Genomic DNA, 16,031 nt, shown 5'->3' on the forward strand with positions numbered 1-16,031 from the left:
ATGCCCCGGGGGCAGGCCGTCGGCTACCGGGCAGTGGGGTGAGTCCCGGGGCGGCGCTGCGGCCCCCGGCGGGCCTCCCGGGTCACACTGGCGGCATGCCGGACAAGCGCAGCGCGGGTCTCCTGGTCTTCCGCCGTCCGCCGGACGGGGGCGTCGAAGTCCTCATCGGCCATATGGGCGGGCCCTTCTGGGCTTCGCGCGAGGAGGCTGCCTGGTCGATCCCGAAGGGCGAGTACGGCCCCGAGGAGGCGCCGGAGGCGGCGGCACGCCGCGAGTTCCAGGAGGAACTGGGCCTGGCCGTGCCCGAGGGGCCGTGGCTCGACCTGGGCGAGTCCCGGCAGCGCGGCGGGAAGACGGTGACCGTCTGGGCCGTCGAGGGCACCCTCGATCCGGCCTCGGTCGTGCCGGGCACGTTCACCCTGGAGTGGCCGCCCCGGTCGGGGGTCCGACGGGAGTTCCCCGAGGTCGACCGGGTGGGCTGGTTCGCTCCGGAGGCGGCGGCGCCGCTGCTCGTCCAGGGCCAGCGGGTGTTCCTGGAGCGGCTGGTGGCCCGGCTCGAAGGACGGACCTGAGCGCGGTTGTCGGACCCGTGCGGGAGGCTGGTGGGCGCCGAACCGTCGACGGAGAGTCCGACATGACCACGATCACCGCCCCCGAGCGCGCCGCCACCCAGGCGTATCTGCGGCTCCTGGCCTCCACCCGGGCCGTACTCACCGGTCCTCTCCTCGTCCCGTACGCGGGGCTGATGCCGACCCGGCCGATGGCCGAGGCGCACGAGGCGCTCCGCGCTGCGGGCCTCGACGGGAACGAGGACCCGGCTCGGGGGCCGGGCTCAGGGGCCAGGGGCCAGCCTCCCTGCTCAGGGGCCGGTCGTCAGCGGTAGGGGCGGACCGGGAGTGCGCGGACGCTGTTGCCGACGAAACCGGCGTGCGGGCGCAGCGCGGACTCGGGGACGGCCAGGTCGAGTTCCGGAAAGCGGGTGAAGAGCGCTTCCAGGGCGACGGTCGCCTCCAGCCTCGCGAGCGGCGCGCCCAGACAGTAGTGGGGGCCGTGGCCGAGCGAGAGGTGTTTCGTCTTCCTCTTCCGGGTGATGTCGAAGCGGTCGGCGTCCGGGCCGTGGGCCTTGGCGTCCCGGCCCGCCGCCGCGTATCCGGCCAGCACGGGCGTGCCCCGGGGGATCGGGGTGCCGTCGACGGTGAGGTCCCTGGTGGGGTAGCGGAACGGGAAGTAGCCGAGGGGGCTGTCCCAGCGCAGGGTCTCCTCCACCACGTCCGCCCAGTCGGCCCGGCCCGACTGGACCAGGGCGAGCTGGTCGCGGTGCGCGCAGAGCGCCCGGACCGCGTTGGTGACCAGGTTCAGGGTGGTCTCGTGCCCCGCGACGATCATCAGGAGCAGGGTGCCGATCAGTTCGGGCCCGGCGAGCCGGTCGCCGTCCTCGTCGCGGACGGCGATCAGGGCGCTGGTGAGGTCGTCACCGGGTGTGGCCGTCTTCTCGGCGGCGATGGCGGCGAGGAGTGCGAGGAGTTCCCGGTTGGCGGCGACGGCCCGTGCGGGTTCGGTGTCGGTGGCGACGACCACGCTGGAGAGGCGGTGCAGCCGGTCCTGATGGGCCGGGTCGACGCCGAGCAGTTCGCAGATGACGCCGAGTGGCAGCGGCAGCGCGTAGGCGCGGCGCAGGTCGGCGACTCCGTCGGCGCCGCGCGCGGCCCCGGCGAGGTCGTCGAGCAGCCCGGCGGCGATCTCCTCGACGCGGGGGCGGAGCGCCTCGACCCGGCGGGCGGTGAAGGCGCCGCCGACCAGGGCGCGCAGGCGGCGGTGGTCGGCGGCGTCGGCGGTCGTCATGCCGGGGACGGTGGCGAAGGTCCGCAGCGGCCAGCCCTCGGGTATCCGCCCCTCGGCGAGGGCGGTGAAGTGCCGGGGCTCCTTGGCGACGTCGGGGTGGGCGAGGAAGTCACGGAGGGCGTCGTGACCGAGGACCGCCATGCCCTCGATCCCGCCGGGCAGGACGACGGGGGCGACGGCGCCCTGGGCCAGCAGCCGCGCGTTGACGGCATGCGGACAGCCCCCGGCCGCGTCCAGGCGGTGCGGGGTCCGGCCGGGGGTGGAGCCGTGCGGTGCGTTCACGGAGGGAACTCCTGACTGCGGGACGGTCCGATACGGCGGGGGGGGTGGGCGTTGCCCGGGTGTGGGGGTTCCCGGTGAGGTACGGCGTACGGGGTGAGGTAGGGGTATACGGGTGTACGGGGTGAAGCGCGCTGTGCCGGGTGGGGTACGGGTGTTCCGGGTGAAGGTCGGTGTGCGGGGCGGAGCGCGGTGTACGAGGTGCGGTGTACGAGGTGCGGTGCGGCGTCCCAGGGCGTCCGGCTGGCCCCGCCGGAGACGGTCGCGCTCCGGTGAGCCCGGCTCCTCGGAGGGGTCGCGCTCCGGGAAGCCCGGTCCCTGGGACGGCTCATCGTACGGTCAACTCCCCGCCCCACGTACCGAGTCGACCGCTTCCACCGCCCCTCCCGCTCGTCCTGCCCCGCCCAGGAGTTCCGCGAGGCCCCTGCGGGTGGCGGCCACCACCACGCGGTCGCCCGGCCCGAGGCGCCGGTCGGGGGCCAGGTCCCATGCCGGGCTTCCGTCCAGGGCGATGATCCGCCAGGCGCCCGCGCGGAAGGCCTCGGGCACGGTCAGGCCGTCGAGCAGCGGATGCCCGGCGACGTCGAGGGCGGCGAAGAGAAGCACCCGGCGCTCGATGGGGACGGCACCGAGCACTTCGCGGCCCTGCATGGCGCCCGCGAAGGCGGGGGCGGCGAGATGGGAGACACTGCGGCTGCGGGTGAGGGCGGCGGGGTGCGCGGTCCGCAGGGTGCGGAAGACGGCGGTGGCGAAGTCGTCGTCGAACAGGCGGAGCACCACCCGCAGGTCCGGGGTGACGGCACGGGCCGAGAGCGCCGCCTCCAGATTGGTGATGTCGGCACTGGTGAGGGCGAGCAGGGTGTGGGCCCGGTCGATGCGGGCGGCCTCCAGCACGCCTTCCTCCGTGACGTCGCCGATGACCGTGGGGACGCGCAGGCGGCGGGCGACCGCGATGCCCCGGGCCTCGGGGTCCGACTCGACGCACACCACGGGTATGCCGAGGCCGCGCAGCCGGGCGAGGACGCGGGTGCCGACCTTGCCGAGGCCGAGGAGGACCACATGCCCGGAGATGCCCCGGGGCGGGCGGCGCAGGGTGGTCGCCGAACGGAAGGTGCCGAGCCCTTCGAGCAGGGCGGCGACGATCACCGGGAGGAGAAGCAGGCCCACGAACCCGGCGAGGATCTGGAGGACCTGACGGCTGGTCGTCTCGCCGACGGCGGGGTCGCCGATGGCGAAGATGTCGAGGAGCGTCAGATAGGCCGCGTGCAGGGGGTGGTCGCCGGTGGTGAACGTGGAGGCGAGGGCCAGGGCGAGGACGGTTCCGGCGGCCCCGGCAAGGGACCAGCGGAGCCGCCGGGAGAAGAGGGAGGCGACGGGCAGCGCGGAGGCGGTGAGCCGGGCGGACGGCGTACCCGGGCCGGCCGCCGTGACCGCTTCGAGGGTGACGGCGGCACGGCCGGTGGCCTCGGCGACCGTGCGGGCGTCGGGGAGCAGCAGCGGGCCGTCGGCGCCGCTGCGCTCGGAGCCCTCGAAGCCCGCCGGGTCCCCGGCCGTGGCGGAGAGCAGGGCCAGGGTGCACAGGCCGGGTGCGGGTGCCCGGCCTTCGGCGGGCGGTCGCTCCACGGCGTGCAGCAGCAGACCGCCCGCCTGCACCACCTTGCTGGTGCCCGCGACGGCGGAGGCGACCAGCCCGGGTGCGGCGGTGTCCACGTCGGACAGGACGGTGGTGGCGGCGTCGGCCGTCTCGGGGTCGCGGCCCGGCTCGGCGACGGCGGCGGCCTGGTCGAGGAGGGTTTCGAGGTGCTGTCCGAGCTTACGGTTGTAGAGGCGGATGACCAGGCGCAGCCGGGGGTTGAGGCGGCGGGCGGCGAGGGCGGCGCGGATGTTGGTCTCGTCCTCCTCGTGGACGAGGGCGAGGGCGGCGGCGCGCTCCACTCCGGCTTCGGTGAGGGCCCGTTCGTCGGCCTCCGCCGCCTCCACGACCCGCAGGGCGCCGGTCCCCGCGTCGGCCGCGCCCACGGCGGCCGTGGTGCGGGCGACGGCGGCGGTGACCCGGCCGAAGAGCGCCAGGGCGCGGCCGGTGCGGGCGGTGGGCGCGCGGGGCGTGTCGGGCCGGGCGGGGACCAGGAGGGTGACCCGCTCCCCGTACACCTCGTGCAGTTCGCCCGCGAGGCGGTGGGCGAGGGCGTCGTCCCCGCAGACGATCATGTGCCCGTCGAGGGCGTCACGGGGCTGACGCTCGGCCCGGGAGACGGGTGCGCCGAAGGGACTTCTGACGGGGCCGGGGACCGGCTCGGCGGCCGGCGCGGGGACGTTCGTGGCCGGAACGGTATCGCTCGGGTCGGGGTATGAGGGCACGTCACCAGGATGCCTCGCACCACCGACAGCGGACCGCCGGCCGGTTCGGAGGGGTCGACCGCCGAAGGCGGGCCCCCTGCGCGGCCCCGGACCGGGGCCGGGGCCGGTCGGGCCGGTCCCGAAGCGCCGTGCCCGCCGTCGGGCGCGCACCGTGCCCGCCTACCGTGCCCACGTCGTACCCCACCCGTCCTACCCCAACCCCACCCGTCGAGCCCACCCACCGTGGCCGCGCTGTACCCGCCCACCATCCGCGCGTTGTACCGGCCCAACTGACGCACGTTGTACCCGCCCACCGTGCGCGCCGGTGCCCGCCTTCGCGAGCCGTGCGGATCACCCGGGTGGGGGCCCGTTCATGCCGGGTCCCCACCCGTATGCCGCACCGCCCGCGACACGCGCTACGCCGGTCGGCGCACTTCGATCTGCGGGGACGGCGGGCGGTTCCTACGGTGGCTGAATGATCGTCACGTCAGCTGTCCGTCCCGCTGCCGCCGGTGCCGTGGTGCTGCTGTTGGTGCTGCCCGTCCCGGTGGCCTCCGCCTCCGCCGGTCCCTTCCCCGTAGCCGTCCGGCGGCACGGCACGACCCTCGTGCCCGAGGAGCCGACGCCGCCCGCCCGGCACCGCATCGACCCGGCGGGGCTCGACCGTGCGGGTGTGCAGGTACGGCCGCTGCCGGGCGCACCGGCCGTGCCCTCGGTCTCCGCCCTGTCGTGGGTGGTGGCGGACGCCGCCACGGGCGAGGTGCTCGCCGCGCGGGACGCGCACCGGAAGCTTCCGCCCGCCAGCACCCTGAAGACGCTGTTCGCGCTCACGGCGCTCCCCCGTCACCAGCCGTCCGAGGAACACACGGTGGGCGATGCCGAGCTGACCGGGATCGGGGACGGCAGCAGTCTGGTCGGGGTGAAGGAGGGGTACACGTACAAGGTCTCCGATCTGTGGAACGGGGTCTTCCTCAGTTCGGGGAACGACGCCGTGCACGTCCTGGCCGCGATGAACGGCGGCTGGGAGTCGATGACCCGGCAGATGCAGGAGAAGGCCCGGTCGCTGGGTGCCCGGGACACCGAGGTGGTCTCCCCGGACGGGTACGACGCTCCGGGGCAGGTCTCGTCCGCGTACGATCTGGCGCTCTTCGGCAGGGCGGGACTCCAGGACCCGGCGTTCACCCGGTACTGCTCGACCCGGTACGCGGACTTCCCGGCGGGCTCGTGGTCGTACGGGATCGCGAACACCAACCGGCTGCTGACGGGCACGGACGGCGTGGCAGGCTATCCCGGCCTGATCGGCATCAAGAACGGCTATACGACCAATGCGGGCAACACCCTGGTGACGGCCGCCCGGCGAGATGGCAGAACCCTTGTCGTCTCGGTGATGAACCCGCAGGCCGGGGGCGGTTTCGCGGTGTACGAGGAGGCGCGCGAGCTGCTCGACTGGGGGTTCGATGCGGCGGGCCGGGTGCAGGCGGTGGGTTCGCTGCTGCCGGAGAAGGCGAAGGAGGCGGGCGCCTCGGACCCGCGTCCGGTGTCGGTGGCGCACGGCGGCGAGCCCGTCGAGGCGGGCGGCCCGCAGTCCCGCGCCGGGGCCGCCGGGACGCACGGTCGCGAGGCGGCCCCCGGCGGCTCGAAGGGGCTGCCGTTGATCTTCGTGGGCTCGGCCTGTCTGGCGGCCCTCGCCCTGTGGACGCTGCGCCGGAGGGCGTCCCTCCGGCCCCGCTGAGAGCCGCCGCCCTCGATGTTGGACCCCGCTGTGAGCCGCCCCCCGCGCCCCCGCCCACGCCCCTGCGCCCGCCCGGCGCCGAGGGGGCCGCCCCGCCCTCCCCGTAAGCCTTACGCCCCCACGTACGCCGCCAAGTGCTCGCCGGTCAGGGTGGCGCGGGTCGCGACGAGTTCGGCCGGGGTGCCCTCGTAGACGATCGTGCCGCCGTCGTGGCCCGCTCCGGGGCCGAGGTCGACGATCCAGTCCGCGTGGGCCATGACCGCCTGGTGGTGTTCCACGACGATGACCGACTTCCCGGAGTCCACGAGCCGGTCGAGCAGGCCGAGGAGCTGTTCGACGTCGGCGAGGTGCAGTCCGGTGGTCGGCTCGTCGAGGATGTAGATCCCGCCCGTCTCGCCCATGTGCGTGGCCAGCTTGAGGCGCTGGCGCTCGCCGCCGGAGAGGGTGGTGAGGGGCTGGCCGAGGCTGATGTAGCCGAGGCCGACGTCGGCGAGGCGGGCGAGGACACGCTGCGCCGCCGGGGTCTTCGCCTCGCCCGAGGCGAAGAACTCCACCGCCTCGGTGACGGACATCGCGAGGACCTCGCTGATGTCCCGGCCGCCGAGGAGATAGGCGAGGACGGCGGGCTGGAACCGCTTGCCCTCGCAGTCCTCGCAGGTGGAGGAGACTCCGGCCATCATGCCGAGGTCGGTGTAGACGACTCCGGCGCCGTTGCAGGTGGGGCAGGCGCCCTCGGAGTTGGCGCTGAAGAGCGCGGGCTTCACGCCGTTGGCCTTGGCGAAGGCCTTGCGGATCGGGTCGAGGAGCCCGGTGTAGGTGGCCGGGTTGCTGCGGCGCGAGCCCCGGATGGGGCTCTGGTCGACGGAGACGACGTCCGTGCCCGCCGGGAGGGAGCCGTGGACGAGGGAACTCTTGCCGGAGCCCGCGACTCCCGTGACGACGGTGAGGACGCCGAGCGGAAGGTCGACGTCGACGTTCCGCAGGTTGTGGGCGGTCGCGCCCCGGATCTCCAGGACGCCGGTCGGCCGCCGCACCTCGTCCTTGACGGACGCCCGGTCGTCGAGGTGCCTGCCGGTGACGGTGTCCGCGCCGCGCAGCCCGTCGACGGTGCCCTCGAAGCAGACGGTGCCGCCCGCCGTACCGGCGCCCGGTCCGAGGTCGACGACGTGGTCGGCGATCGCGATCGTCTCCGGCTTGTGCTCCACGACGAGGACGGTGTTGCCCTTGTCGCGGAGCTGGAGCAGCAGTTCGTTCATGCGCTGGATGTCGTGCGGGTGCAGCCCGACGGTGGGTTCGTCGAAGACGTAGGTGACGTCGGTGAGCGAGGAGCCGAGGTGCCGGATCATCTTGACGCGCTGGGCCTCGCCGCCGGACAGGGTGCCGGCGGGCCGGTCGAGGGAGAGGTAGCCGAGGCCGATGTCGACGAAGGAGTCCAGGGTGAGCTGGAGGGCGGTGAGCAGCGGGGCGACGGAGGGTTCCCCGAGGCTCCTGACCCAGGCGGCGAGGTCGCTGATCTGCATCGCGCAGGCGTCGGCGATGCTGATCCGCCCGATCTTCGAGGACCTGGCGCCTTCGGTGAGGCGGGTGCCGTCGCACTCGGGGCAGGTGGTGAAGGTGACGGCGCGCTCCACGAAGGCGCGGATGTGCGGCTGCATGCCCTCCTTGTCCTTGGCCAGGAAGGACTTCTGGATGCGGGGGACGAGCCCTTCGTAGGTCATGTTGATGCCCGCGATCTTCATGCGGGTGGGCTCGTGGTGGAGGAAGGCGTGGAGTTCCTTCTTGGTGTAGCGGCGGATCGGCTTGGCGGGGTCGACGAGCCCGGATTCGGCGTAGAGGCGGTAGTTCCAGCCACCGGGCGTGTAGCCGGGGATGGTGAGGGCGCCTTCGTCGAGCGACTTGGTGTCGTCGTAGAGCTGTGTGAAATCGATGTCGGAGACGGTGCCCCGGCCCTCGCAGCGGGGGCACATGCCTCCGGTGCGCTGGAAGTCGGCCCTGACCGCCTTCTTGTCGCCGCGCTCGACGGTGATGGCGCCGCTGGCCTTCACCGAGGGGACGTTGAAGGCGTACGCGCCGGGCGGGCCTATGTGGGGGTCGCCGAGGCGGCTGAAGAGGATCCGCAGCATCGCGTTGGCGTCGGTGGCGGTGCCGACGGTGGAGCGGGGGTCGGCGCCCATCCGCTGCTGGTCGACGATGATCGCGGTGGTGAGCCCGTCGAGGAGGTCGACCTCGGGGCGGGCCAGGGTGGGCATGAAGCCCTGGACGAAGGAGCTGTACGTCTCGTTGATGAGCCGCTGCGACTCGGCGGCGATCGTGTCGAAGACGAGGGAGCTCTTGCCGGAGCCCGAGACACCGGTGAAGACCGTGAGCCGGCGCTTCGGGATCTCGATGCTGACGTCCTTGAGGTTGTTCTCGCGCGCGCCGTGCACGCGGATCAGGTCGTGCCGGTCGGCCGGGTGCGCGGTCCGCTCGTCCGCCCTCGGGGCCTTGCTCATCGTCTCTCCAGCTGTCGCACGGGTCCGGTGCATGGACCCGCGCGTCGCGCCGCGCCAGGCGGCGGACGTGTCGCGGGGTCCATGACCGCCACACTAGCGGCGGCGGGACGGCGACGCTTCTCGCTTCCTGACCGATGGCCGGAGCCGGGACTCAGGGGACGCCTTCGAGGGGCGGCGCGAGAGGGACGTCCTCAAGGGGCGGCGCCACGGGAAGACCTTCGAGGGGCGCCGCCAGAGTTCCGGCATCGAGGGGCGGCACCAGGCTCATTCCGGCCAGATGGCGCTCGGCGGCGAAGACGGCGGCGGGTGCGGTCCGCTCTCCCATCAGGACGCACAGGGTGTACGTCGTGTCCTCGAAGCGCCGCCGGGCCGACAGGTCGCACGGTCTGGCCCGTACGGTCCGCTCCTGGGCGCGGTAGTGCCGGAGCAGCCGGTCGACCGTCTTCCGGTCGGGCAGCAGCAGCATGGGGGCCTCCTCTCTGGTGGATCGCTCCATCCTGCCGGGCACCGGCCACGGCCGCGACCCGCACGGACACGCTGGGTGACGGGGTCCCGCCGGGGTCTCCCGGGGTGCGGTTCGCCCGCCCATGGCGGAGGGTCGGAGACATGAACCCGAACACCCTGTCGAGGGTCGTCGTCACCGGAGCGACCGGCAACGTCGGTACGAGCCTGGTCCGGGCCCTGGCGGACGAACCCCGGGTCGGCTCGGTCCTGGGCCTCGCCCGGCGCCGTCCGGACCTCGACGTGCCCGGCGTGGAGTGGGCCGAGGTGGACCTCTCCGAGGAGGGGCACGAGCCGCGACTCGCCGGGTACGTCGCGGAGGCGGACGCGGTGGTGCACCTGGCCTGGCGGTTCGGGCCGACCCACGATCCGGCGGAGACCTGGCGGACCAATGTCCTCGGCGCGGTGCGGGTCTTCGACGCGGTGGCGGCGGCGCGCGTCCCGGTCCTGGTGCACGCCTCCTCGGTGGGGGCCTACTCCCCCGGCCCGTCGGGCGGTGCCCCGGTGTCCGAGGCATGGCCGACGCACGGCTGGCCGGAAGCCGCGTACACCCGGGAGAAGGCCTATCTGGAGAGGGTCCTCGACACCTTCGAAAGAGACCATCCGCTGGTGCGGGTGGTACGGATGCGTCCCGCGTTCCTGTTCAAGGAGGAGGCGGCGAGCGAGCAGCGGCGGATCTTCGCGGGGCGGTTCTTCCCCGGGCAGCTGATACGGCCCGATCTGCTGCCGCTGCTCCCCGAGTTCGAGGGACTGCGCTTCCAGGTCCTGCACACCGAGGACGCGGCCGACGCCTATCTGCGGGCGCTCCTTCGGGATGTGCGGGGCCCGTTCAACCTGGCCGCGGAGCCGGTGCTCGACGCGGCGACCCTCGGCGGGCTGCTGAACGCCAAGCCGGTACGGGTCCCGGCGGGCGCGGTGCGGGGCGCCCTGTCGGCGGCCTGGCACCTGCGCCTCGTCCCCGCCTCCCCCGGCCTCTTCGAGGCACTGCGGCAACTCCCCCTGCTCGCCACCGAACGGGCGCGCCGGGAGCTGGAATGGGAGCCGAAGAAGAGTTCCCTCGAAGCGGTGGAAGCGTTTCTGCGCGGGGTCCGCTCGGGCAAGGGCGAGTCCACGGGGCCCTTGGCGGGACACCGGATCGGCTGACGGGGTCGGCGGCCTTCGATCGTACGGGGAAGGTCAGGGGCGTACGGGGTGGCGACCGGGTCCCTTGGTGCGCACGGGGAGGGAGGGGGTGGCCGGGCGCGGGCGTATCGGCGTATCGGTCGGGCGGACGGGCGGACGGGCGGACGAGGAGGGTCCGGCGGCCGGGTGCCAGTGCGGGAGCCCCCGGCCGTCGGACCGGAACCGGGCGGGCCGGGGCAGGACGGGCCGGGCCCGAGGGCAGGAGGGGCAGCCGAGGGCCGGAGGCGCCGCTCCGCCCGCGCCCACACCCCTGTCCCTTGCCCGCAGCCCGGCTCCCCGGCCCCGGCCCTTGGCTCAGTTGTCCGTCGCCGCGGGCCAGTCGATGAGGCGGATCGCGCCACCGGCCGCCTCGCGGCCCCGGCAGTCGGCCTGGTGGCGGCGGAGAAGCGCGTCGATGTCCAGGCAGCGGCCGAACTCGGGGAGGGCGGCCAGCCGTCGGGCGTACGCCCAGAGCGCCGGATATCCGGCGACCCGGTCCATGGCGGCGGCGTCCAGGTGCCAGCGGTGGACGGTGTCGAGCCGGACCAGGGTGACCCAGACGTGGACGTCGGCGGCGGTCGGCGCGTCGCCGAGGAGGTAGGGGTGGCGCGCGATGCGGTGTTCGAGGGAGTCGAGGGCGGTGAAGAGGACGGTGAGCGGGTCACGGTGGGCGGCCTCGTCGTCGAGACCCAGCTCCCCGGCGCGCTGCGCGGCCTGGTTGATGCCGCGCTCGCACAGGTCGGAGAGGGCTTCGATGTCGCCGCGGTGCTCCTCGGGCAGCAGGTCGGGGCCTTCGCCCCGGAAGCGCAGGGCGAGGTCGCGCAGGATGTCGGGGACGTGGGTGCTGACGATGCGTCCGGTCCAGTCGTCGCTGAGGACGGGGGCGGCGGCGGGACCGCCGTAGAGGTGGGCGCTCGCCTCGTAGAGCGGGCGGAGCGCGTCGTATCCGCCGTCGGGCGTGTCGGGGGCCTCGGGGAGGACGGTGAGGGGGAGGGTGCCGTCGAGTCCGAGGAGGGCGTGGGTGAGCGCGATCCTCAGACAGTCGGGATCGGAGGGGGCGACATGGAGGCGGTAGCGGTGCGGGGCGGCGTAGTGGCCGCTGTGCACGTCACGGCCGATGCGACCGCGGAAGGCGGGCACGGCGGAGGCGGGCAGCAGCGAGGACGGGACGACGACGGACATGCTTCTCCCTTGAGAGTGCTCGGTGCCGGGTGCTCGGGGCTGGGCACTCGGGCTGAGTGCCGCCCCGGCCGGGGGCCGTGGTGCGGTGGGCGGTCCGGGGGCAGGGACGGCAGGGATAGGGATACGGGCGGAAAGGGACGGCGGGAAGGAAGGGCAAGGAGGGACGGCGGGGGAAGGAGGGATGGCGGGCGCGAGGCCGATTCACGGACGGGTTGTCTCGGTGGCCGGGACGGATGTCCGGCCCGGACGGATGCCCGGCCGCCCGGACCGATGCCCGGCCGGGAACGGATGCCCGGCCGGGGACGAACGGCGACCAGGCGCGTACGGCGGCCAGGGCGGCGCCCGGAAGGGGCCCGTACCGGGGGCGCAGGCGCCAACCGGTGTCAGGCGCCACCCCGGTTCCGGCACCACCCCCGGGCGCCCGCCGGAGGCACCCCGGTGAGGGGCGGCCGGACGGGTGGGGAGGTTCGGAGCGGAGCGGTGCCGTGTGCCGGGAGGCGGCTCAGGCGGGGCGACTCGCCGCGCTACAGACCCGCAGCAGATCGATGTGGCGGCGCGAGGTGAGGGGCAGGGAGCGCGGAAGGGGCGCGGCGAACCCGGTGTTCCGCCGGCCGGTGCGTCCCATGGTTCCCTACCTGTTCACTCGGTTATCCCGTCCCGAGTGTCCGACCGGCCCGGAGCGGCGTCAAGAGGTGCTGCACGGCCGTCTCACGGACTGTCTCATGCGCGCGGGTCCGCCGCCTCCCGGCCGACCTGCGGCCGGTTCGGGCAGTTCCCGGGCCCGGTGCCGCTCGGGCAGGGATCGGCCCACACCTGTACGGAATAATGCGCGCATGCGCATTTCAGCCAGGGCCGACTACGCGGTGCGGGCCGCCCTCCAGCTCGCCGCCGCCCAGGACGCGGGTCCCCTGAAGGCCGAGGCGATCGCCGAGGACCAGGGCATCTCGCACAAGTTTCTGGAGGGCATCCTCGGCGATATGCGCAGAGGCGGGCTGGTGCAGAGCCAGCGCGGCGGCAACGGCGGGTACTGGCTGGCCCGGCCGGCCGAGTCGATCTCGGTGGCGGAGGTCATCCGCTGTGTGGACGGGCCGTTGGTCTCGGTGCGCGGGGAGCGCCCGCCGGACCTGTCCTACACGGGGCCCGCCGAATCGCTGCTCACCTTGTGGATCGCGCTGCGGGTGGGGGTCCGCGAGGTGCTCGGGGTCTCCCTCGCGGAGGTGGCGGCGGCCCGGCTGCCGGAGGAGATCGTGGGCCGGACGGAGGATCCGGAGGCCTGGACCAACCCCTGAGGGCCCCGGAAACGCCCCTTGGGAGCCTCAGTGCCACTCCCCGGCGGCTCCGACGCCGCCCCTTACGGGCTCCGAGACCCACCCCGAAGGCTCCGCCCTTCTCCCCTGCGGATCGGATCAACCCTCGCCGACCTGCGGTGACTTGACGGAATCTCACCCTTCAGTACAGCCCCGTCCACCCTTCGGACGCCCCTTGGGCCGGAGGATCCTCCTCTGTCACTATCCCTAGTATTCCACTGGGGATTAGGGAATCAGGTGAGGTGACGTGAGCACACCAAGGAAAGCGCCGACCAGAGCAGCGAACCGCACCGCCTCCGCACCGCCCGACCGGCCCGTCGAGGACGACTTCTGGCCCCGCGTCACCCGCGAACTCGCCGACGACCTCGCCGTCGACGCCCTGGCCAGGGACCGGGCGGGCAAGGCCCCCTTCGACGAGGTCGCCCGGCTCCAGGAAGCCGGGCTTCCCGCCCTGCTCACCGCGCCGGGGCCGGACCGGCGGGGAGCCGACTGGCGGGCCGCCTGCGCGGTCGTCCGGGAGATCTCCGCCGCCGACAGCTCCGTGGGCGAACTCCTCGCCCATCACTACGCGTTGTCCTGGAGCAGCCGCTTCCTCGCCCCGTTCCACACCTCGGACATCCCGCTCGACGCGCGGACCGCCGAGGAGAACTGGCTGCTCGCCGGGGACATCGAGGCGCCGTGCTCCGAGTCCGACCCCGGGCTCGTCCTGACGCCCTCCGACACGCCCGAAGGCGGCTGGTTCCTCGACGGGACCCGCTCCTTCGCCTCCGCCGTCGCCGTGGCCGACCGGCTCGTCGTCGGCGCCCGCCCCGGCGGCATCGGCGATCTGCTCGTGATCCTCGTGGACCCCGCCGCGCCCGGCGTGTTCACCGAAGCCGGGCCGGACCGGGTCGGACAGCGGCTCGCGGGGGCGGGCACCGTCGCCTTCGAGCGGGTGCCCGTGACACCCGAGCACGTCCTCGGCGTCCTCCCCCACGACGAGCACGCCGTCGCCCCGTTCACCACCCTCGCCCCGCTCGCCCTGCGGCTCCTCCTCGTCCATGTCGGGCTCGGGATCGCCGAGGGGGCGCTCGCCGAGGCGCGGGACATCAGCCGCGCCGGACACCCGGGGCGGCACCCCGCCACGGACGGCACCGGGGACGACCCGTATCTGCTGCTCGCCTACGGGGAGCTGGCGACGGCCGCGCACACCGCCGCCGCCGTGGTGGAGCGGGCCACGGACGCCCTGACCCGCGGTCTGCTCGCCGGGTGGACCCTCGGCGTGGAGGAACGGGCCGACATCGCCGTCCTGGTGGCCGCCGCCGAGACCGTCGCGGGGAACGCCGCCGTCTCCATCACGACCCGCGTCCTCGAACTCGTCGACGGCGCGGCGGGCGCCGACATACGGCGCGGCGGGCCCGGCTTCGACCGCTTCTGGCGCAACGCCCGCGCGCTCACCGCCCCCACGCCCTCGGCCCACCGGCTGCGGGACATCGGCGACCACTACCTCAACTCGACCCACGCCCGGCTCACCCTGTTGGCCTGACACGCCCTCCGCCACGGGGACGAAGGGCCGGTCGGACCGGCATGTCGGGACGTCCGACCCTCTCGCCCGGGGGCTGTTGGGCCCAAGCTGGGAGACAGCAGGGTCCGACCACCGGGCGGGCCCGTCACCGCACCGACGGAGGCAGCCTGATGAGTCGTGAGATCGTCGCAGGAGTGGACGGTTCCCCGGAGAGCCTCGCCGCGGCCGACTGGGCCGCTCGCGAGGCCCTCCACCGGGGGCTCCCGCTACGGCTCGCGCACGCGTGGCGCTGGGAACCCATCGACCTCCCCCTGATCCAGGACCGCGCGACCCAGGAACGCGCGGCGCAGACCCTCCTCCACGAGGCCGAGGCCGCCGTCGCCGACCGGTACCCCGGTCTCGTGATCGCCTCCGAGGTGCTTCCCGACACCCCGGTGGCCGCGCTGCTCGGCATCGAGGAGCGGGCCGAGATGCTGGTCATCGGCTCGCGCGGCCAGGGCCGTCTGATGGGCTTCCTGCTCGGTTCGTACGGTCAGCAGATCATCGCCGGGGCCACCCGTCCGGTGGTGGCCGTCCGCACCCGCGACGGCGAACAGATCGAGCCGCCCACCGGGCATGTGCTCGTCGGCCAGCTCGGCACCCCCGAGGACAGCGCGGGGTCCCTCGGCTTCGCGTTCGCCACCGCCGCCGCGCGCGGTGTGGGCGTACACGCCGTTCGGGCCTGGAGCCTGCCCCCGCTGTACGCGTACAGCCCCGCCTCGATGCGGCTCGCCGACGAGGCCGGCGGGCTCGTGCCGTACGAGGAGAAGGCCCTGCGTGAAGCCCTCGCGCCCTGGCGGGAGCAGTACCCGGACGTGCCCGTCACCGAGCACGTGGAGCTGGGCAGCGCCGGGCAGGTGCTGCTCTCCGCCTCGGGCGCCGCACAGCTCCTGGTGGTCGGCCGGCGCGCCAAGCGCGGGGCCATCGGGCCGCGCATCGGCTCCGTGGCGCACGCGGCGCTGCACCTCGCGCCCTGCCCGGTGGCGGTGATCCCGCAGGGCTGAAGGGGGCCGGGCGGGTCGGATTGACGCGTCCGGTTGACAAGGAGTGTCGGGGCGGCCGCGACCGGAAAGGGTTATCGCCGTCGCCCCGGTGGCCCTCCCCCGCCCCGGACCGTACGGCGACCACGGCGAGAGAGCGGACCTCCATGCGGCACCACGGCCACCCCGACCCTCACCCGTCCCGCCCCGGCGCCCCCGCACCCCGGACGGACGGGCGGCACCGCAAGCGGAGCGGTCTCCCGGGGCCCGTCCGCCGGTGGCGGGTCCGCCCGTCGCGACCTTCGGGCACCGGCTCGCGGCGGGGCCCCGCGCGCCGCCCCCGACTCCGTACCGGAGTCGTCCTCGCGGGAGTGGCGGCCGCCGCCCTGGCGGCGGCGGCAGGGGCGTATCTGACCTCCGCCGGACCCGGAACCGGACCCGGACCGGCGCCCGTCGCCTCCTGGGCCGCGGCCCAGGCCGGTGCGGGATCGGTGGCCGGTGCGGCTGCGGTGGCCGTCCCCGCCGCCGTACGGCGTCCCTCGTTCTCCCCTCGGTCGCCCGTGCGGCCCGTACCCGCGCGTACGGCCAAGCCCCGGCGTCCCGGGGGCACCGTGCCCGGGAGGCCGGGGCGGCCGGGGCCCGGACGGCCCGGGGAGGTGCCGGGGGCGCGGGCGG

Annotated in this window: 13 protein-coding genes; 7 read left to right on the forward strand and 6 right to left on the reverse strand. The window is 74.7% G+C overall.

The window, feature by feature from the left end:
- Positions 1–95: 95 nt before the first annotated feature.
- Both BU197_RS10365 and BU197_RS10370 read left to right on the forward strand, forming a co-directional pair.
- The gene (locus BU197_RS10365; protein WP_188267958.1) at positions 96–572 is read left to right on the forward strand and encodes an NUDIX domain-containing protein; all 477 of its coding nucleotides are present in this window, start codon (positions 96–98) and stop codon (positions 570–572) included.
- Positions 573–634: 62 nt separating this feature from the next.
- A complete protein-coding gene (locus BU197_RS10370) occupies positions 635–883 on the forward strand; it encodes a hypothetical protein (protein ID WP_188267959.1) in 249 nt (82 codons plus the stop codon).
- On the opposite strand, the gene BU197_RS10375 is transcribed toward BU197_RS10370, so the two are convergent.
- Positions 874–2,124 carry a cytochrome P450 family protein gene (locus tag BU197_RS10375; protein ID WP_188267960.1) on the reverse strand — a complete coding sequence of 417 codons (1,251 nt, stop codon included), beginning with the start codon at positions 2,122–2,124 and terminating at the stop codon, positions 874–876. The two genes, BU197_RS10370 and BU197_RS10375, sit on opposite strands and share 10 nt — an antisense overlap.
- A 336-nt stretch (positions 2,125–2,460) precedes the next feature.
- Positions 2,461–4,329, reverse strand: a complete 1,869-nt coding sequence (locus BU197_RS10380) for an NAD-binding protein (protein WP_188267982.1) — start codon at positions 4,327–4,329, stop codon at positions 2,461–2,463.
- Positions 4,330–4,933: 604 nt separating this feature from the next.
- On the opposite strand from BU197_RS10380, the gene BU197_RS10385 reads away from it, so the two are divergent.
- Positions 4,934–6,190 (forward strand): D-alanyl-D-alanine carboxypeptidase family protein, encoded by a 1,257-nt coding sequence (locus tag BU197_RS10385; RefSeq protein WP_188267961.1) that lies wholly within the window; start codon positions 4,934–4,936, stop codon positions 6,188–6,190.
- Positions 6,191–6,300: 110 nt separating this feature from the next.
- On the opposite strand, the gene BU197_RS10390 is transcribed toward BU197_RS10385, so the two are convergent.
- Positions 6,301–8,682, reverse strand: a complete 2,382-nt coding sequence (locus BU197_RS10390; RefSeq protein ID WP_188267962.1) for an ATP-binding cassette domain-containing protein — start codon at positions 8,680–8,682, stop codon at positions 6,301–6,303.
- Positions 8,683–8,833: 151 nt separating this feature from the next.
- Complete coding sequence (locus BU197_RS10395) at positions 8,834–9,148, reverse strand: DUF5133 domain-containing protein (RefSeq protein WP_317452144.1); 315 nt, start codon at positions 9,146–9,148, stop codon at positions 8,834–8,836.
- A 140-nt stretch (positions 9,149–9,288) separates the two neighbouring features.
- Between BU197_RS10395 and BU197_RS10400 the strand changes: the two genes are divergently transcribed.
- Positions 9,289–10,326, forward strand: a complete 1,038-nt coding sequence (locus tag BU197_RS10400) for an NAD-dependent epimerase/dehydratase family protein (protein WP_188267963.1) — start codon at positions 9,289–9,291, stop codon at positions 10,324–10,326.
- A 333-nt stretch (positions 10,327–10,659) separates the two neighbouring features.
- On the opposite strand, the gene BU197_RS10405 is transcribed toward BU197_RS10400, so the two are convergent.
- Together BU197_RS10405 and BU197_RS30960 are read right to left on the reverse strand one after the other, a co-directional pair.
- Positions 10,660–11,526, reverse strand: coding sequence for a glutathione S-transferase C-terminal domain-containing protein (locus tag BU197_RS10405; RefSeq protein ID WP_188267964.1), 867 nt, complete (start codon positions 11,524–11,526; stop codon positions 10,660–10,662).
- A 502-nt stretch (positions 11,527–12,028) separates the two neighbouring features.
- Entirely contained in the window at positions 12,029–12,151 is a 123-nt protein-coding gene (locus BU197_RS30960; protein ID WP_262928237.1) for a hypothetical protein, read from the reverse strand.
- A 208-nt stretch (positions 12,152–12,359) separates the two neighbouring features.
- On the opposite strand from BU197_RS30960, the gene BU197_RS10410 reads away from it, so the two are divergent.
- From BU197_RS10410 to BU197_RS10420, 3 genes are all read left to right on the forward strand, one after another.
- Positions 12,360–12,815 (forward strand): RrF2 family transcriptional regulator, encoded by a 456-nt coding sequence (locus BU197_RS10410; protein ID WP_188267965.1) that lies wholly within the window; start codon positions 12,360–12,362, stop codon positions 12,813–12,815.
- Between the two features lie 265 nt (positions 12,816–13,080).
- The gene (locus BU197_RS10415; RefSeq protein WP_188267966.1) at positions 13,081–14,358 is read left to right on the forward strand and encodes an acyl-CoA dehydrogenase; all 1,278 of its coding nucleotides are present in this window, start codon (positions 13,081–13,083) and stop codon (positions 14,356–14,358) included.
- 149 nt (positions 14,359–14,507) lie between these two features.
- Positions 14,508–15,380: a universal stress protein gene (locus BU197_RS10420; protein WP_188267967.1), complete on the forward strand. Its 873-nt coding sequence runs from the start codon at positions 14,508–14,510 to the stop codon at positions 15,378–15,380.
- Positions 15,381–16,031: the final 651 nt, after the last annotated feature.

The sequence above is a fragment of the Streptomyces sp. CBMA291 genome, from assembly GCF_014596525.1.
Taxonomy (GTDB): domain Bacteria; phylum Actinomycetota; class Actinomycetes; order Streptomycetales; family Streptomycetaceae; genus Streptomyces.

Coding starts and splice junctions, on each gene's coding strand:
- BU197_RS10365 (WP_188267958.1), top strand. CDS start 96: ATGCCGGACAAGCGCAGCGCGGGTCTCCTGGTCTTCCGCCGTCCGCCG.
- BU197_RS10370 (WP_188267959.1), top strand. CDS start 635: ATGACCACGATCACCGCCCCCGAGCGCGCCGCCACCCAGGCGTATCTG.
- BU197_RS10380 (WP_188267982.1), bottom strand. CDS start 4,329: ATGATCGTCTGCGGGGACGACGCCCTCGCCCACCGCCTCGCGGGCGAA.
- BU197_RS10385 (WP_188267961.1), top strand. CDS start 4,934: ATGATCGTCACGTCAGCTGTCCGTCCCGCTGCCGCCGGTGCCGTGGTG.
- BU197_RS10390 (WP_188267962.1), bottom strand. CDS start 8,682: ATGAGCAAGGCCCCGAGGGCGGACGAGCGGACCGCGCACCCGGCCGAC.
- BU197_RS10395 (WP_317452144.1), bottom strand. CDS start 9,148: ATGCTGCTGCTGCCCGACCGGAAGACGGTCGACCGGCTGCTCCGGCAC.
- BU197_RS10400 (WP_188267963.1), top strand. CDS start 9,289: ATGAACCCGAACACCCTGTCGAGGGTCGTCGTCACCGGAGCGACCGGC.
- BU197_RS10405 (WP_188267964.1), bottom strand. CDS start 11,526: ATGTCCGTCGTCGTCCCGTCCTCGCTGCTGCCCGCCTCCGCCGTGCCC.
- BU197_RS30960 (WP_262928237.1), bottom strand. CDS start 12,151: ATGGGACGCACCGGCCGGCGGAACACCGGGTTCGCCGCGCCCCTTCCG.
- BU197_RS10410 (WP_188267965.1), top strand. CDS start 12,360: ATGCGCATTTCAGCCAGGGCCGACTACGCGGTGCGGGCCGCCCTCCAG.
- BU197_RS10420 (WP_188267967.1), top strand. CDS start 14,508: ATGAGTCGTGAGATCGTCGCAGGAGTGGACGGTTCCCCGGAGAGCCTC.